We start from the raw sequence: 16,323 nt of genomic DNA, 5'->3' as shown, positions 1-16,323 counted from the left end.
CTTTATGAGCGTTGATGCAAGCACTACCTCCGCCAGCGACTGGCTTCGCATGCGCCGCGACCAGGAAACCGGCATCGAGAGTGTGCACGCGCATTTCCAGGGTCACGCCTACGATCCCCACGACCACGACGAAATGCTGGTGGGCATCACCCAGCAGGGCGTGCAGCAGTTCAGTTGCAATCGTTCGCTGCATGTCAGCACGCCGGGGCGGGCGATGCTGATCGAGCCCGGCGCGGTTCACGACGGCCATGCGCCGGAGAAGGAAGGCTTCACCTACGCCATGCTTTACCTGCCGCAGTCCTACGTGTCGGGCATGACCGAGCGGCTTGGCCTGGGCGATGCCTCGGCGCTGCAGGCGGCGTTCCACCACACATTGACCGACGATGCGCAGTTGATCGGCGCGATCCAGCAGGCCTTTCTCGCCGTCCACCAGAACGAGGGCCGGCTGGCCCGCGACCAGGGCCTGGACCAGTTGCTCGCCAGGCTGTCCCGTCACCTGTACCTGAAGGCGCCGTCGCTGCGCCGCGATTCGCCGCTGGAGCTGCAGCGGGCGCGGGATTTTCTCCACTCGCAGATGGCCCAGGACGTCAGCCTGGAAGAGCTGGCGACCTATTCCGGCGTCGACCGTTTCCGCCTGACCCGGCAATTCAAGAAAGCCTTTGGCCAATCGCCCCACGCCTATCTGGTGCGCCTGCGCCTGCGCGCGGCGCGGGCGTTGCTGGCGCAGGGCATGGCGCCGGTGGAGGTGGCGGCCGAAGTGGGCTTCGCCGACCAGAGCCACCTGGGCGTGTGGTTTCGCCGGGCGTTCCGCATGACCCCGGCGGCTTATCGGAAACAGTGCACAAACCTTACAGACTGAACCTGCCTCCCACTCCGATCATGGCGCCTCAGCTTTGATCTGGAGTTTCCGATGTTCGATACGAAAGTCGTCATTGTCGTGCGCAATGACCTCGCCACCTGGCAGCGCCTGAATGTGGTCGCCTTCCTCTCCACCGGCATCGCCGCGGCGGCGCCGGAGGTCATGGGCCAGCCCTATGTCGATGCCGACGGCCGTCAGTACGGCAACCTGTTCGGCCAACCGATGATGATCTTCGAGGCCGATCTTGCCGGCCTGCAGAAAACCCACCGCGCCGGGCTGGAGCGGCAGTTGACGATGTCGCCGTACGTCTTCGCGATGTTCTCCACCGGCCATGACGCCGCCAACCGCGAAGTGTTCCTTGCCGAGGACCCCGCCAACCTGAATCTCGTGGGCCTGGCCCTGCGCGGGCCGAAGAAGGCCGTGGACAAGGCGATCAAGGGTCTTTCACTGCACGGATAGGGGCGAGCGAATGAGCAGTACGACGTTATGGGCCTTCTGGGCGTTTTCGATGATTTTCGTGGTGATTCCCGGCCCGGACTGGGCCTACGCGATTGCCGCCGGTGTGCGCGGCAGGGGCGTGATGGCGGCGGTCTTCGGTTTGCTGGTGGGCTATCTGGCCCTGACCTTGGCGGTGGCCACTGGCTTTGCCGTGCTGGGCGCCAGCAGTTCGGCGTTCATCACCGGCCTGACGGTGGTCGGCGCCCTGTACCTGGGCTGGCTGGGGATTGGCCTGTTGCAGAACCCGCCGTTGCCACAGGCGGGCGCCAGCGATGCGGACGGTGTCAGCAGAACCGGGCAGTTTCTGCGCGGCACGCTGGTGAGCGGATTGAACCCCAAGGGCTTGTTGTTTTTCCTCGCCTTCGTGCCGCCCTGGACCAGTGCCCAGGCGAGCTGGAGCGTGCCGGTGCAGATCGCCGCGCTGGGCCTGGTCTACACCGCCAGTTGCGCGGTGGTGTACTCGATGGTCGGGTTGGGCGCGAGCGCCGCGCTGAAAACCCGGCCGGCGGCGGCGCGGATGATGGGGCGGCTGTCGGGCGGGGTGATGGTGGTGTTGGCGGTGGTGCTGGTGGGGGAGTTGTTCTGGGTGTGAGGCCAGCGTCGTCGCAATAACAGTCCTTGGCAATCAAATCGCCATGTTTATAATGCGACTCACTTTCATTCGCACACCTCCCGCCATGACCAAATCCTCGTCCAATCCCGAACTGATCGGCGCGCTGGCCCTGCATTACGACGACCTGGTGGCTTACATCCGGCGGCGCTTCCAGGGTTCCCAGTTCGCCCGCGAGGTGGTGCATGAGGTGTGCGTGCAATTGCTGGAGAAGCCCCCGCAGCAACCGGTGAAGCTGCCGTTCGCCTTTCTGCGCAAGGTGTCCTTCAACAAGGCCATCGATCGCCGTCGGGCGGACAGCACCCGCAACACCTGGATCGACTTCACCCCGGACGTCCCCGACTGGTACGTCCACGACCTGGACGGCGCCGCCAGCCTGGATTTCGAGCAGCAACTGCACGCTCTGCTGGCGATCATCGACGCGCTGCCGGCACGGGCGCGGCAGGTGTTCCTGCTGCACCGCATCCATGGCATGGCGCAGCGGGAGATCGCCGCCGAGCTGGGCATTTCCCTGAACATGGTCACCCAGCATTTCGCCCGTGCCATGCAAGCCATTGTTCGTGACTGGGAACCGGCACGCCGGGCGCTGGTGACGAAATGAAGCCCGGCGACCCCCCCGAACAGATTCCGGACGCCGACCCGCTGGCGCCTTTCGAGCAAGCGCTGCGCAACCGTGTGCCGTCCCGCGAGGCCCTGTTGGCCGAGGCGAAGGCGCAGACTGCGCGTCAGCGCCGACGCAAGCAAACGCTGGGCGGCGGCCTGTCCCTGTTGCTGTTGGCCGGCGGCCTGTGGCTGCTTGATCCGGCGTTGTACCGCGATGACATCCGCACCCCGGTCGGCACGCGGGACAGCCTGCAACTGGCTGACGGCAGCGCGATCAGGCTCAACAGCGCCACTCACTTGCGCATCGAGCACCGCCTGCGCAGCCGCCAGTTCGAACTGCTGGAAGGCGAGGCCACCTTTACCGTGGCCCACGGGCCGCAGCCGTTCATCGTCCGCAGCCAGGGCGTTGCGGTGCGCGATATCGGTACGGTGTTCAACGTGCGCAGCGACAGCCGCGGCGTCGCGGTCGCGGTGATCGAAGGCGAGGTGGAAGTGTCCGCCAAGGGCGCTGCGCCGCGCCGCGTACACGGTGGGCAACAATGGCTGGCGAGCGCTGCGCAAGCGGGAACGCTCAGCGCCATCGACCCGGGCCGGGCCATCGCCTGGCAGCAGGGCAAGCTGCGTTTCGATGGCACGCCGCTGCGCGAGGTGATCGCCGACCTGCAACGCTACCGCCAGGCACCGATTCGCCTGGTCGATCCACGGCTTGGCCAGTTGCGGGTTTCCGGCGAATTCGACAGCGACGCGGTGGAACCGCTGTTGGACCTGCTGCCGTCGATCCTGCCGATCAGTGTCAGCCGCGCGGCCGATGGCAGCGTGTCGATCAAGGCTCGCTAACGGAAAAGAGAATATTTTTCATTTCAGACCTCAACATGTGCCGGTGCTCATTCGCCACTCCCTGTGAACGTCACTTTTGATCGTGTCATTGGGGAGTCAAATGAGCACCAATCCATCTTCGCGCCGCTCGCGGCTGAGCCGTCTGTCGCTGCTCACCGCAGGCATTACCCTGTCTTGCGCGCTGCACGCCCAGGATGTCCGCCATGCCGTGAACCTGCCGCCACAACCCCTGGACCAGGCGCTGAACGCCCTGGCCGGACAGACCGGCGCGCGCATCCTGTTCGCCACCGACAGCGCCGAGGGCCTGCAGGCGCCCGGCCTGAGCGGTGAGTTGAGCGTGGAACAGGCGCTGCAACGGCTGCTGCGCGGCACCCGGCTGAAGATCCAGACGTCTGGCGACGGCAGTTATCTGGTGTCCGCTCCGGCGCCCGCCAACAGCGGCGCGGTGGAACTGGGCGCCACCAGCGTCAACGCCAGCGGCCTCGGCGCCACCAGCGAGAACACCGGTTCCTACACCACCGGTAGCATGAGCAGCGGCACCAAGCTGAATTTATCGGCACGGGAAACGCCGCAGTCGGTCAGCGTCGTTTCGCGCCAGCGCATGGACGACCAGGCCATGACCACCTTGGGCGACGCGGTGAAATACACCCCGGGCCTGACCCTCACCAAGTGGGGCGGCGAGCGCGAGCGCTTCAACTCCCGTGGCTTCCAACTCAACAACCTGATGGTCGACGGCATCCCGGTGCAGTACGAGGAAGGCAGCCTGTCTACCGGTCTGCTGTCGATGTACGACCGGGTCGAAGTGGTGCGCGGCGCGGCGGGCCTGATGGAGGGCGCCGGTTCGCCGGGCGGCTCGATCAACCTGATCCGCAAGCGTCCCACCGATACCTTCCAGGGTTCGATCACCGCCGGCGCCGGCAGTTGGGACAACTACCGCACCGAGCTGGACCTGAGTGGTCCGTTGAACAGCAGCGGCAGCCTGCGCGGGCGCACCGTGGTGTCGTTCCAGGACAAACACTCGTTCATCGACGACTACAAAACCCAGCGCAATCTGGTCTACGGCGTGCTCGAAGCCGACCTGAGCGAGGACACCCGGGTGAGCCTCGGCGCCAGTTGGAGCCAGGACAACAACCCCGGCGCCGACTGGAACGGTCGCGGCACCCAGCCGGACGGCCGCTTTCTCGACATTTCCCGCTCCAGCCGCATGAGCCCGAGCTGGTCGTACTGGGACAAGGAGAGCACCAGCGTCTTCGCCGACATCACCCACCGCTTCGCCGACGACTGGACCGCCAAGCTGGCCGCCACCGCAGTGAAGAGCGAAATGGACATGCTCGGCACCTATCTCTATCGCCCGGATGAAGCGTCGCGGGTGATGGGTTTCGGCGTCGGCGCCTACCACTACGAAAACACCCAGACCAGCCTCGACGGCTATGTCAGCGGACCGTTCAGCCTGTTCGGCCGCACCCACGAACTGGTGGTCGGCGGCAGTTACCGCCAGCAGGATATCGATGACGGCCCTGGTGGCTGGCCGCTCGGATTCGAATACGAATTCGATCCGCTGGCCTTCAATGGCAAGGCGGTTCCCAAACCGCAAACCGTCAGGGCCTGGTCCCGCGATGGCCAGATCGACCAGTCCAGCGCCTACGTCACCGCGCGGTTCAGCCTGACCGAGCAACTGAAGATGGCATTGGGCGGGCGGCTGGACTGGTACGAATACCAGGTCACCACGCACTCCGGCACCTGGACCGGCAATGACGGCTACAAGGCCACCCGCGAGTTCACCCCGTACCTGGGTTTCACCTACGACCTCAACGACACCTACACCGCTTATGCCAGTTGGACGCGCATCTTCAACCCGCAGAACTACGCGCTGGCCAGCGGCGGCCTGCTTGATCCGCAGACCGGCAGCAACTACGAGATCGGCCTCAAGGGCGAATACTTCGATGGCCGCCTGAACGCCAGCGTCGCGCTGTTCCAGATCGACCTGGAGAACCTGCCGATGCAACTGGACAGCGGCCTGTGCCCTGACCAACCGTCCGGTTGCTACGCCGCCTCCGGCGAGGTGCGCAGCCGCGGCGTCGAGCTCGAAGTGAGCGGTGAAGTGCTGCCGGACTGGCAGGTGTCCGCCGGCTACACCTATAACGATGCCCGCCACATGAAGGCCTCGCAGTTCGCGCCGATCGGCACCACCTCCAGCGCCGATCGCTACGCCACCAACCTGCCGCTGAACCTGTTCAAGCTGGCCACCAGCTACCGCCTGCCCGGTGACCTGAACCGCTGGCGCGTCGGCGGTGGGTTGCATGTGCAGAGCGACATCTACACCAGCGACGGCATTGACCAGGGCGGCTACGCAGTCACCGACCTGTTCGCCAGCTACGACGTCGATGACCACCTCACGGTCAGCGTCAACGCCAACAACGTGTTCGACCGTGATTACTACTACAGCATCATCACCACCACCGGCGGCAACTTTGTCGGTGATCCGCGCAACTACCTGTTGACGGCGAAGTACCGCTTCTGAGGAGGGTTGGCGGCGTTGTGCGGCCTCGGCTGCACAACGTCGTCAGCGAATCTGTTCGCCGAAGGTCAGGTCGAAATTGCGCCCGACCGTGCCCTTGAAGACCCGGCCGTCATCCAGGTGCACGATCACCGGGCCGTTGATACGGCCATCCTTGATATCGCCTTCCACCTGACCACCCTCGAAGCGCCAGAGACCGCTGCCGGCCACTGGCACCCAGTCGTCCCGGTCGCGTTTGTGCTCCAGGTATTTCATGGAGGACTTGTTGGAATACACGGCGAGGAACCGCACGCGCTCGTCCGCCGACAGGTTGATCACCGAGTCGTAGCCGTTGTCGTTCGGCACATAGGCCGCCACCGTATGGTCGCGCTTGGCGTCGAAGGCGTAGAAGCTGCGGTTGGTGACCAGGGTGCACAGCGCGGGGGTGCAACTGAAGGTGTAGGCGAGTCCGTCGTCCTTGCGACTCGGCACCGAGAAGGAACTGGCGGTGGCGGAGATGGCGTAGCTGTCGACCCAGTGCAGTTCGAGGACTTTCTCGAACGTCTGGCGGGCATCCAGTCTGCTGAAATCAGTGCCGGTCTTCTGGCCTATCGCCCGGTTCAGGTATCGGGCCAGTTCGGCTTGATCGTTGGGGGCGAAGAGGAAGGTCGGCTTGGAATAGGGATAGTTGCCGGACAAGTACTCGGCCAGCACCAGGCCCTGGGTCGCCAACACCAGGCGGTTCATGCTGGTCGAGGTGTCGCGAGGCAGGATGCGGGTCAACGAGCCGCCGTTGCGGCCGCAGTAGAACAACTGATTCCACATGCCCATGGCCGCGCCGACCGCCCGCAGGTTGGCGACGGTGGACTGGCCTGGCGCGGGAGCGTCCTCGGCGAGCATGTTGAGCACGAAGCTCTTCACCAGTTGCGGCGAGTACTGGTCGTAGATCGCCTTGGTCAGCGCGAAGTCTTTCTTCTGCGGCGACTTGAACATCGCGCAGACATAGTCCTTGTGGGCAATGATGCTGGCCGGGAAGCGGCTGAAACCGAAGTTGACGAAATCATCCAGCGAGGGCGCGGCGCGATAGCCGATGTCGGTTGCATTGCGGTCGATTTCAGGGTGGGTATGGATGATCCCGGACAGGGAGGACTGTGGGCATGAACTCAGGTACTCGCCCATGTCGATGGAGAATTGCTGGCCCTTGAAAATCTGGCTCAGGCTGACCTCATTGCCGCTCTTGAACAGGCAACTGCCGCGTTCCCTGCCGTCGCTCTGGGTCTGCGCGGTCATTTCGCGGATTTGCCGGTAGACCGCCTCGGGGAGGAGGATCGCCGTTGGCGGGTTGTCGATCTTGCCGACATGGCTTGGCCAGCTCAGCAGTGCCAGGGCATCGCTGCTTTCACTGGCGGCTGCCGTGCTGGGCAGGGCAATCGCCAGGCTCAATACGCAGAGAAGTCGAGCCAGGCGTGGGGGATGGAGCATGCGGGGCACTCTGAGGAATTGAGCGAACGGATTTTTCCGATAATAGACGAGCCGCTGCGGGGCAACTGGCTTCTGGCCATGTAGTCGACGGGTTGCAGGGCATTCTGGGGTTGCTGTGGCTGGCCTCTCTCCCTTAGGATGCGACGAATTCTCAAATGCATCTGATTGTCGTGCAGAGGCTCGCCGTGTCATCTCCTTCTTCTCCCGCCGCCGCGCAGGCCGACATTCAGGCCATGTATCTCGATCACCATGCCTGGCTGCTGGGCTGGTTGCGCAAGCGTCTGCGCCATGGCGACAGCGCCGCCGACCTGGCCCACGACACCTTTGTGCACATCCTCGGCAGGCCGCAGCAGGTTCAGGAACTGCGCCAGCCTCGCGCCTGGTTGAGCACGGTGGCGCGCGGATTGCTGGTGGACCGGGTGCGTCGACAGCGGGTCGAGCGGGCCTGGCTGGAGACCCTCGCGCATCTGCCCGTGGCGCAAGAGATGTCGCCGGAGACCCGGCTGATCCTGCTGGAAACCCTCGAACGCATCGACGCCTTGCTCGACGGCCTGGCGCCGAAGGTGCGCACGGCGTTCCTGTTGTCGCGCCTCGAAGGGCTGGGCTACCAGGACATCGGCGAGCGCCTGGGCGTCAGCGTCAGTTCGGTGGAGAAGTACATGGTCACGGCGATCCGCCATTGCTACCTGGCGCAACGATAAACGCCGCTGCGTTGCCGGACATTCCGGACACCGTGCTCGACCAGGCCATCGGCTGGCTGGTGCGTCTGCAATCGGGCAGCGCTGATGCGCAACTGCACCACGACTGCCTGGCCTGGCGCCAGGCCGATCCGCTGCACGAAACCGCCTGGTGCGCGCTGCAAACCAGCGAGGCGGCGTTTCAGCAGTTGGCGGCGTTGCCGGGCCTGCCGGGGCCCGCGGCGCTGGACACGCTGCAGCGCCTGGGCACGGGCCGTCAGGGGCGGCGCCAGGTGCTCAAGTTGATCGCCGCCGGGGTGATCGTCAGCGCCGGTGGGTGGGGGCTGCGCCAGGGACCGCTGGCCGAACTGGGCGCCGACTACGCCACTGCAGTGGGCGAGCGCCGGCGCTTCCAGCTCAGTGATGGCACCCGCTTGCAGCTCAACACCGACAGCGCGGCGGATGCGCGTTTCAGCGTCGAGCGTCGGCTGATCGTGCTGCGCGGGGGTGAGCTGTTCATCGACACCGGCAAGGACGCCGATGCTCCCGGCGGCCGCCGTGAGTTCTGGGTGCACAGCCGGCATGCGCGGCTGCAGGCCATCGGCACCGCCTTTGGTGTGCGCGAGGAAGCGCAGGGCACGCGATTGCGAGTGGAGGAGGGCGTGGTCGCGATTCACCAGGACGGCGAACCGATTCGTGTGGTTGCGGGCGAGGAATATCTGATCGCCGCTGCGGGCAGCCAGCGTGTCGAGCACAGCAGCATGAACGCCAGCGCCTGGACCCGCGGGCAACTGGTGGCGCGGCGCATGCGCCTCGGCGAGCTGACCGCGGAACTGGGTCGCTATCGCCGGGGTTGGCTGAGTTGCGATCCGGAAGTCGCCGACTTGCAGGTGTCAGGCGTGTTCCAGCTCGATGATATCGACCGCACCCTGGTGGCCCTTGCCGATTCGCTGCCGGTGCGTGTCCAGCGTTTCACACCGCTGTGGAGCCGTGTCGTCGCGCTCTGAACGAAATACGAAAAATTCTCGAAACGTCTTGCGGGTTTTGTCGCGCCCTTCGACAGACAGGGAAAACACCCTGCCCACTCGAATGGAGTCTGTCGTACATGCCATCCCTGTCGTCCCATCCTCACGCGCTGCGCCGCAGCGCCCTGGCCATCGCCCTGCGCGGCATTCTCGGCAGCGCGGCCTGCCTGCCGTTCATGGTCGGCGTGGTTCATGCCGAACAGCCGCAAACCCGCCACTACGACCTTCCGGCCGGGGCGCTGGAAGATTCCCTCAACGCCTTTGCCCAGGTCGCCGGCATCACCCTGCCGTTCGATCCGGCGCTGGTGCAGGGCAAGCGCGCTCCGGCGCTGAAGGGCTCGTTCGCGGTCAAGGACGGCCTCGACGCCTTGCTTGCCGGCAGCGGCCTGGTGGCGCTGGTCAGCCCCAACGGCAACTGGATGATGTACCCGACAGGCGATCAGGGCGGCGCGCTGGAAGTAGGCGCCACTGTGATCGAAGGCCAGGGCATGGGGCAGATGACCGAGAACTCCGGGTCCTACACCCCGACCCGGATCAGCGCCGGCTCCAAGACCCCGGCCAGCCTTCGGCAAACGCCGCAGACCGTCTCGGTGATCACCCAGCAGGTGATCGAGGACCAGAAGCTGGTGGACCTCACCGATGCCCTGAAAATCACCCCCGGCATCACCGTCACCAACACCAACGAGCGGATCTACGCGTACACCTCGCGCGGCTTCGTGATCGAAAACATCCAGATCGATGGCGCCGCGCCGATGGCCCTCGGCACCACCGCCGGCAGTTTCTATTCGAGCAAGGAATACAACCTCGCCGAGTTCGACCACGTCGAAGTGCTGCGTGGCTCGTCCGGCCTGTTCGGCGGCACCGGCGATCCGGGCGGGATCATCAACCTGGTGCGCAAGCGCCCGCTGGACACCTACCAGTTGAAGGTCGAAGCCTCGGCCGGCTCCTGGGACAACTACCGCACCCAGCTTGATGTCACCGGCCCGCTGGCGTTCGACGGCAAATTGCGCGGTCGCCTGGTGACCGCCTACAACGACCGCCAGTACTTTATCGACGGCCGCAGTTCGAGCCTGCCGAGCGTCTACGGCATCCTCGAAGCCGACATCCTCCCGCAAACCCGCCTGACCGTCGGCGGTCGTTATGACCGCATCAACGAGAACGGCGCCAGCGCCGGCCTGCCGCGCTACAGCACCGGCGAGGACCTGAAGCTTTCGCGCAGCACCAACCTCACCGACAGCTGGGCCTACCAGGACGGTCGCTCGCAGGAGCTGTTCGCCAAGATCGACCACGAATTCTCGGACGCCTGGAAGGTCAACCTGACCTACACCCGCACCCAGGATGCCGGTCTGCAGAAGCGTGCGTTCAACGTCGGCGGCCTTAACCCGATCACCGGCGAAGGCCCGACCCGCTTCGGCAGCGTCGCGCGCTACCGCAGCGACCAGCAACTGCTGGACCTGAACCTTTCCGGCAAATTCGACATGCTTGGCCGCGAGCAGGAATTCCTCCTCGGTGCCGACCACCAGCGCATCACCAGCCAATGGCGCGGCAGTTCACAACTGGCCGGGGCCTTTGGCGCGATCGATGTGTTCGATCCCGAGTCGACCCCGTGGCCGAACCCGCCGACCGACAAGCACTGGATCCGCGACTACAGCCCCAACGACCAGACCCAATACGGGCTCTATTCGACGCTGCGCCTGCACCTGGCCGACCCGCTGCACCTGATCGTCGGCGCCCGCGCCCATCGCTATAAATTCAACCAGGAATACCGCGAACTCGACGGCGGCACTTGGGTGACGCAATCCAATATCCCGCTGCGCGAGCCGACCAAAGTCGTGCCTTACGGCGGCGTGGTGTACGACCTCAGCGACGACTGGTCGGCGTTCGCCAGCTACTCGGAAATCTACAAGCCGCAGCAGGACAAACTGGCCGGCCCGCCACCGGGCAGCTCGGTAGTTGAGGCCATGACCGGCAAGACCTACGAAACCGGGATCAAGGGTGAACTCTGGGGCGGGGCGGTCAACACCTCGATCTCGCTGTATTACACCCAGCGCGAAAACGAAGCCCTGGAAGACCCGTCGTATCCGTTCGAGGCGGCGCTGTTCAGCGGTAGCTGCTGCTATCTGGCGCAGGGCAAGGTGGTCAGCAAGGGTGTTGATCTGGAGCTCAGCGGCGAGATCCTCCCGGACTGGAGCGTGCTGGCCGGCTACACCTACAACCACAACCAGCGTCGCGACAATGATTCGCCGTTCAACAGCGTTACTCCGAAGCACCTGTTCAAGTTCTTCTCGACCTACCGCCTGCCGGGTGTGCTCGACGATCTGAAAGTGGGCGGCGGTGTCACGCTGCAGAGCGCCAACTACGTCAGCGGTCGGGTGCCGGTGCTGGATGGCGTGGGCAAGCCCGTGGTGGTGAATGGTGAGCAGGTCTCGGTGCCGTATCAGTACAGCCAGGCGGGCTATGCGGTCTGGAATGCCTTGGCCGAGTATCGGCTGGATGAGCATTGGACCGTGGCGTACAACCTCAACAACGCCTTCGACAAGCGCTACTACAACACTGTCGGGTCTTCGGCGGTGGGCAACTACTACGGCGAACCGCGCAACCACATGCTGACGTTACGCGGGACGTTCTGGTAGGGCGCTCACATCAACAAAGCTGCGCCTCACCCTCGGTGCAATCCACCAGGCGGATGCTGTCTCGCCCACCACGCTTGGATTCATACAGCGCCGCATCACTCTGGTCGATCAGCGCCGCGAGGTTTTCCGGTGGGTGCTGGAACAGGTTGGCGCCGATGCTCAGGGTCACCGCTTCGGGGGTGACGAAGGCTTTGGCGGTGGTGTGGAATTGCTCGCGCAACACGCTGCCCAACCCGACGATGCGCTCACGCGAGGCATTGCCCAGAAGGATGACGAACTCGTCGCCGCCCAGCCGCGCCGCCAGGGCATCCTGTGGCAAGGCCGAGCGGATCATTTCGCTCAGCGCCACCAGCAGGCGGTCGCCGGCGGAATGGCCGTACAGGTCGTTGACCAGCTTGAAGTTGTCGATGTCGATCAGCAGCAAGGCGCCGGGGCGGGCGGCGGACACTTCATCAAGCAGGCGCGGCGCGCGCATTTCCAGGGCGCGGCGGTTGTACAGGGCGGTCAGCGGGTCGCGGGCGGCCAGGCGGGCGATGCGTTGTTCGCGGCGGTAGCGTTCGCTGCCGGTCATCGATAGGGCGATCAGCATGATCGCCATTGCGCCCTCGACCAGCGATACCTGGATGATCTCGCCGCGAAAGGAGGCAAGGTCGATCAGCGTGCCGGGCACGATCGCCAGGCCAGCCTTGATGAAATAGAACAGGCCATGGATCAGCATCACGTAGCGCAACTGCACCGCGCCGACGCTCAGGGACTTGCCGTGGGGCCGCAGCAGCAGGCTGGCCCGTAGTGCCAGCAGGCCGACCAGCGCCGAGTTGGCGAGCATCATCAGCTTCGACCAGGCCTGGTTTTCCGGCAGCGCCAACAGCGCCAGCCAGGTGGCGAAGATCAGGTACCAGGCGCGGGAAAGCCGGGTGTCGGTGAAGCGCGACACGCCCAGCAGAAAAAACCAGTGGGCAAGCACCAACAGCCCGTTGGCGAACCAGATGCCGATCAGCAGAAAGCCGTTGCTGCGCAGCAACGACAGGGTGCAGCCGACGGTGATGGTGGCGAATCCCGCGCTCCAGAACAGCAGTGAAGATTCGCGCACGCTGCGCCATTCGATCGCGAGGTAAAGTGCGGCCGAGGCGGCGAGTACGGTGGTGAGTACCAGCAGGGTAGGTGGGTCGAGCGCCATGGATGGACTGGCCTTGTTGTTCTGCCTGAAAGACGGCGATTGTAAGGGGTTGAAACGATTTTTCAGAGCATTTCCCGTATTTGCCGTTATGCGTATAAGCCAAGGGCTTTGCTGTGCGGGGTTGCCGGGATCTTGGCACTTTGCTGTCTACCCACGGCTAGTGAATACTCGCGGGCGACAACCCACATGAAGCAGTGAGTGAATGGAAAGATCAGCAAGCGTCGAAGGATCGATCTGGTTTCTGGGGGATGTGCACGGCCTCTTCGAGCATGTCATCCGGCTTATGAAGCTGCACCGCCCCGAAGCTGTGGTTTTCCTCGGGGACCTCGAGTGCGATTTGCCCTTGGACATGATCCTTCGCCCGATCCTCGATCTGACGGAGGTCTGGTTTATCCATGGCAACCACGACAGCGACAGGCCCGCGTTCTGGCACAACCTGCACGGCAACAGCCTGGCGGAGCGCAACCTGCACGGGCGGGTCGCCGAGGTTGCGGGCCTGCGCATCGCCGGCCTTGGAGGAACGTTCGAGTCCGCGGTATGGCGTCCGGGTGATCCGGAAACGGGCGTGCAGAACTATCAGGACTACCTTGAGCGGCTGGCGCTTCGACCGCAGCATGTGGACATCGTGTCGAACAAGCAGCAGCAGGCCCTCTCGGCGATTTACCCTGACGACTATTTTGCCCTGGCGATGGAGAAGGCCGACCTCCTGGTTTGTCACGAGGCGCCAGACTGCCATCCCTACGGCTACCTGGAAATCAACGAACTGGCCTTGGCCCTTGGCGCGAAGCAGGTCGTTCATGGTCATCACCACGACAGCCTGGATTACCGGGCCGAATGGAGCCGGATGGGGTTTGCAGCCTACGGTGTCGCGTTCCGGGCGGTGATGGACCTGAACGGAAAGGTCATCAGTTAGTCTGCCCAACAACGACAAAGGGCGCCGCAATGGCGCCCTTCGTGTTCAGCGGTCAGACCGGATCACGCCCAGGGGCGGTCGCCGTTCTCGTCCTTGACGCGGGTCGGCAGACCCATTTCGTCGAGGGCGTGGAGGAACGGCTCAGCCGGCAGTTCCTCGACGTTGACCATGCGTTGCACGTCCCACTGACCACGGGCTACCAGCAGGGCCGCGGCCACTGGTGGAACACCTGCGGTGTAGGAAATGCCCTGGCTGTCGGTCTCGGCGTAGGCTTCTTCGTGGTCTGCCACGTTGTAGATGAAGACTTCGCGCGGTTGACCGTCCTTGGTGCCCTTGACCAGGTCGCCGATGCAGGTCTTGCCGGTGTAGCCCGGCGCCAGCGAGGACGGATCCGGCAGCACGGCCTTGACCAGTTTCAGCGGCACGACTTCCAGGCCTTCAGCGGTTTTCACCGGTTGCTCGGAGAGCAGGCCGAGGTTGCGCAGCACGGTGAAGACATTGATGTAGTGCTCACCGAAGCTCATCCAGAAACGCACGTTGGGCACGTCGAGGTTCTTCGACAGCGAGTGCACTTCGTCGTGACCGGTCAGGTACAGGTTCTGCGAGCCCACGACCGGCAGGTCGTCGGTGCGCTTCACTTCGAACATGGTGTTGCTGGTCCACTGGCTGTTCTGCCAGCTCCATACCTGTCCGGTGAACTCGCGGAAGTTGATTTCCGGGTCGAAGTTGGTGGCGAAATATTTGCCATGGGAACCGGCATTGACGTCGAGGATGTCGATCGAATCAATGCGGTCGAAATACTGTTGTTTGGCCAGTGCCGCATAGGCGTTGACCACACCCGGGTCGAAGCCCACGCCGAGAATGGCGGTGATGTTCTTCTGCTGGCACTCTTCGAGGTGTTTCCACTCGTAGTTGCCGTACCACGGCGGTGTCTCGCAGATCTTGCCCGGTTCTTCGTGGATGGCGGTGTCCAGGTAGGCCACGCCGGTATCGATGCAGGCACGCAGCACCGACATGTTGAGGAACGCGGAGCCGACGTTGATCACGATCTGCGATTCGGTCTCGCGGATCAGTGCCTTGGTCGCTTCGACATCCAGGGCGTTCAGGGCGAAGGCCTTGATGTCGGCGGGCTGTTTCAGGCTGCCCTTGGCCTTGACGCTATCGATGATGGCCTGGCATTTGGAGATGTTGCGCGACGCGATGGCAATACGACCAAGTTCATCGTTATGCTGCGCGCACTTGTGGGCCACCACCTTGGCGACACCTCCTGCACCAATGATAAGAACGTTCTTCTTCAATTCTCTATCTCTCCTTATCTGCCAGCTCAGGAAAGGCTGGACAGGTAGTCTTCGAAACCAAACTCACGAACCAGCTCAACGCTACCGTCAAGTTGTTTCACTACGATGGACGGCATTTTCAGGCCGTTGAACCAGTTTTTCTTGACCATGGTGTAACCCGCGGCGTCGACGAACGACAGCCGATCGCCGATGGCCAGCGGACGATCAAATTGGTACTCACCGAAGATGTCTCCGGCCAGGCAGGATTTGCCGCACACCATGAAGGTGTGCTCGCCCTGGCTTGGCGCCAGCTTGGCGTTGAGGCGGTAGATCAGCAGGTCGAGCATGTGCGCTTCGATTGAGCTGTCGACCACGGCCAGGTGCTTGCCGTTGTAGAGGGTGTCGAGGACGGTGACTTCCAGCGACGCGCTCTGGGTGATGGCTGCTTCGCCCGGCTCGAGGTAGACCTGCACGCCGTAGGTTTCCGAGAACGACTTGAGGCGTTCGCAGAAAGCGTCCAGCGCGTAGCCTTCACCGGTGAAGTGGATGCCGCCGCCGAGGCTGACCCATTCGACCTTGTGCAGCAGGTGGCCGAAGCGTTCCTCGATGGTGCCGAGCATCTTGTCGAACAGGCTGAAGTCGCCGTTCTCGCAGTTGTTGTGGAACATGAAGCCGGAGATCTGCTCGATCACCGCCTCGACCTTGACCGGGTCCCATTCGCCGAGGCGGCTGAATGGACGCGCCGGGTCGGCCAGCAGGTAGTCCGAGCTGCTCACCTGCGGGTTGACCCGCAGACCGCGGACCTTGCCTTCGGAGGCGTCGGCGAAACGCTGCAACTGGCTGATCGAGTTGAAGATGATCTTGTCGCAGTTATCGAGCATTTCCTCGATCTCGTCGTCGGCCCAGGCCACGCTGTAGGCGTGGGTTTCGCCGGCGAACTTCTGCCGGCCGAGCTTGAGCTCGTAGAGCGAGGACGAGGTGGTGCCGTCCATGTATTGCTGCATCAGGTCGAACACCGACCAGGTGGCGAAGCACTTGAGTGCCAACAGGGCCTTGGCCCCGGATTTTTCGCGCACGTAGGCAATCTTTTCCATATTGCCCAGCAGCTTTTGTTTGTCGATGAGGTAGTACGGTGTCTTGATCACTACGAGGCTCCGGGAAGGCCGGCCAAAAAAAGATCCGCATTGTGCCCGTACTCGATACATATCGAAAGGGCGGAACGCGGATTTAGCTGA

General features: G+C 63.9%; 14 protein-coding genes. 10 read left to right on the top strand and 4 right to left on the bottom strand.

Going from position 1 to position 16,323, the window contains the following annotated elements:
• Nucleotides 1-4: 4 nt before the first annotated feature.
• The 6 genes from NTD82_RS21155 to NTD82_RS21130 all read left to right on the top strand — a co-directional run bounded on the left by NTD82_RS21155 (nucleotide 5) and on the right by NTD82_RS21130 (nucleotide 5,928).
• Nucleotides 5-859, top strand: coding sequence for an AraC family transcriptional regulator (locus tag NTD82_RS21155; RefSeq protein ID WP_262130101.1), 855 nt, complete (start codon nucleotides 5-7; stop codon nucleotides 857-859).
• Between the two features lie 51 nt (nucleotides 860-910).
• Nucleotides 911-1,318 carry a DUF2000 domain-containing protein gene (locus NTD82_RS21150; protein WP_262130100.1) on the top strand — a complete coding sequence of 136 codons (408 nt, stop codon included), beginning with the start codon at nucleotides 911-913 and terminating at the stop codon, nucleotides 1,316-1,318.
• 10 nt (nucleotides 1,319-1,328) lie between these two features.
• Complete coding sequence (locus tag NTD82_RS21145) at nucleotides 1,329-1,949, top strand: LysE family translocator (RefSeq protein ID WP_262130099.1); 621 nt, start codon at nucleotides 1,329-1,331, stop codon at nucleotides 1,947-1,949.
• Nucleotides 1,950-2,034: 85 nt separating this feature from the next.
• Nucleotides 2,035-2,568 (top strand): RNA polymerase sigma factor, encoded by a 534-nt coding sequence (locus tag NTD82_RS21140; RefSeq protein WP_095159676.1) that lies wholly within the window; start codon nucleotides 2,035-2,037, stop codon nucleotides 2,566-2,568.
• Nucleotides 2,565-3,407 carry a FecR family protein gene (locus tag NTD82_RS21135; RefSeq protein WP_262130097.1) on the top strand — a complete coding sequence of 281 codons (843 nt, stop codon included), beginning with the start codon at nucleotides 2,565-2,567 and terminating at the stop codon, nucleotides 3,405-3,407. The genes NTD82_RS21140 and NTD82_RS21135 overlap by 4 nt, the downstream gene beginning before the upstream one ends.
• A 100-nt stretch (nucleotides 3,408-3,507) precedes the next feature.
• Entirely contained in the window at nucleotides 3,508-5,928 is a 2,421-nt protein-coding gene (locus tag NTD82_RS21130; protein ID WP_262130096.1) for a TonB-dependent siderophore receptor, read from the top strand.
• 42 nt (nucleotides 5,929-5,970) lie between these two features.
• Here the strand turns inward: NTD82_RS21130 and NTD82_RS21125 are convergent, their stop codons facing one another.
• Nucleotides 5,971-7,386: a hypothetical protein gene (locus NTD82_RS21125; RefSeq protein WP_262130095.1), complete on the bottom strand. Its 1,416-nt coding sequence runs from the start codon at nucleotides 7,384-7,386 to the stop codon at nucleotides 5,971-5,973.
• A gap of 233 nt (nucleotides 7,387-7,619) precedes the next feature.
• Between NTD82_RS21125 and NTD82_RS21120 the strand changes: the two genes are divergently transcribed.
• The 3 genes from NTD82_RS21120 to NTD82_RS21110 all read left to right on the top strand — a co-directional run bounded on the left by NTD82_RS21120 (nucleotide 7,620) and on the right by NTD82_RS21110 (nucleotide 11,721).
• The gene (locus NTD82_RS21120; RefSeq protein WP_262130135.1) at nucleotides 7,620-8,087 is read left to right on the top strand and encodes a sigma-70 family RNA polymerase sigma factor; all 468 of its coding nucleotides are present in this window, start codon (nucleotides 7,620-7,622) and stop codon (nucleotides 8,085-8,087) included.
• 11 nt (nucleotides 8,088-8,098) lie between these two features.
• A complete protein-coding gene (locus tag NTD82_RS21115; protein ID WP_262130093.1) occupies nucleotides 8,099-9,070 on the top strand; it encodes a FecR domain-containing protein in 972 nt (323 codons plus the stop codon).
• A gap of 98 nt (nucleotides 9,071-9,168) precedes the next feature.
• Nucleotides 9,169-11,721, top strand: a complete 2,553-nt coding sequence (locus tag NTD82_RS21110; protein WP_262130091.1) for a TonB-dependent siderophore receptor — start codon at nucleotides 9,169-9,171, stop codon at nucleotides 11,719-11,721.
• A 10-nt stretch (nucleotides 11,722-11,731) separates the two neighbouring features.
• On the opposite strand, the gene NTD82_RS21105 is transcribed toward NTD82_RS21110, so the two are convergent.
• Nucleotides 11,732-12,898: a GGDEF domain-containing protein gene (locus tag NTD82_RS21105; protein ID WP_262130090.1), complete on the bottom strand. Its 1,167-nt coding sequence runs from the start codon at nucleotides 12,896-12,898 to the stop codon at nucleotides 11,732-11,734.
• A 202-nt stretch (nucleotides 12,899-13,100) separates the two neighbouring features.
• On the opposite strand from NTD82_RS21105, the gene NTD82_RS21100 reads away from it, so the two are divergent.
• The gene (locus NTD82_RS21100; RefSeq protein WP_262130089.1) at nucleotides 13,101-13,811 is read left to right on the top strand and encodes a metallophosphoesterase; all 711 of its coding nucleotides are present in this window, start codon (nucleotides 13,101-13,103) and stop codon (nucleotides 13,809-13,811) included.
• Between the two features lie 62 nt (nucleotides 13,812-13,873).
• Here NTD82_RS21100 and NTD82_RS21095 read toward each other — a convergent pair whose 3' ends face one another.
• Together NTD82_RS21095 and NTD82_RS21090 are read right to left on the bottom strand one after the other, a co-directional pair.
• Nucleotides 13,874-15,109 (bottom strand): saccharopine dehydrogenase family protein, encoded by a 1,236-nt coding sequence (locus NTD82_RS21095; protein ID WP_095159681.1) that lies wholly within the window; start codon nucleotides 15,107-15,109, stop codon nucleotides 13,874-13,876.
• A gap of 26 nt (nucleotides 15,110-15,135) precedes the next feature.
• Nucleotides 15,136-16,233 carry a carboxynorspermidine decarboxylase gene (locus NTD82_RS21090; protein WP_095159682.1) on the bottom strand — a complete coding sequence of 366 codons (1,098 nt, stop codon included), beginning with the start codon at nucleotides 16,231-16,233 and terminating at the stop codon, nucleotides 15,136-15,138.
• Between the last annotated feature and the right edge of the window lie 90 nt (nucleotides 16,234-16,323).

The sequence above is a fragment of the Pseudomonas sp. 5P_5.1_Bac1 genome, assembly GCF_025466015.1.
Taxonomy (GTDB): Bacteria; Pseudomonadota; Gammaproteobacteria; order Pseudomonadales; family Pseudomonadaceae; genus Aquipseudomonas.
This window is presented reverse-complemented; position numbering and strand designations above follow the sequence as displayed.

Coding starts and splice junctions, on each gene's coding strand:
- NTD82_RS21155 (WP_262130101.1), top strand. CDS start 5: ATGAGCGTTGATGCAAGCACTACCTCCGCCAGCGACTGGCTTCGCATG.
- NTD82_RS21150 (WP_262130100.1), top strand. CDS start 911: ATGTTCGATACGAAAGTCGTCATTGTCGTGCGCAATGACCTCGCCACC.
- NTD82_RS21145 (WP_262130099.1), top strand. CDS start 1,329: ATGAGCAGTACGACGTTATGGGCCTTCTGGGCGTTTTCGATGATTTTC.
- NTD82_RS21140 (WP_095159676.1), top strand. CDS start 2,035: ATGACCAAATCCTCGTCCAATCCCGAACTGATCGGCGCGCTGGCCCTG.
- NTD82_RS21135 (WP_262130097.1), top strand. CDS start 2,565: ATGAAGCCCGGCGACCCCCCCGAACAGATTCCGGACGCCGACCCGCTG.
- NTD82_RS21130 (WP_262130096.1), top strand. CDS start 3,508: ATGAGCACCAATCCATCTTCGCGCCGCTCGCGGCTGAGCCGTCTGTCG.
- NTD82_RS21125 (WP_262130095.1), bottom strand. CDS start 7,386: ATGCTCCATCCCCCACGCCTGGCTCGACTTCTCTGCGTATTGAGCCTG.
- NTD82_RS21120 (WP_262130135.1), top strand. CDS start 7,620: ATGTATCTCGATCACCATGCCTGGCTGCTGGGCTGGTTGCGCAAGCGT.
- NTD82_RS21110 (WP_262130091.1), top strand. CDS start 9,169: ATGCCATCCCTGTCGTCCCATCCTCACGCGCTGCGCCGCAGCGCCCTG.
- NTD82_RS21105 (WP_262130090.1), bottom strand. CDS start 12,898: ATGGCGCTCGACCCACCTACCCTGCTGGTACTCACCACCGTACTCGCC.
- NTD82_RS21100 (WP_262130089.1), top strand. CDS start 13,101: ATGGAAAGATCAGCAAGCGTCGAAGGATCGATCTGGTTTCTGGGGGAT.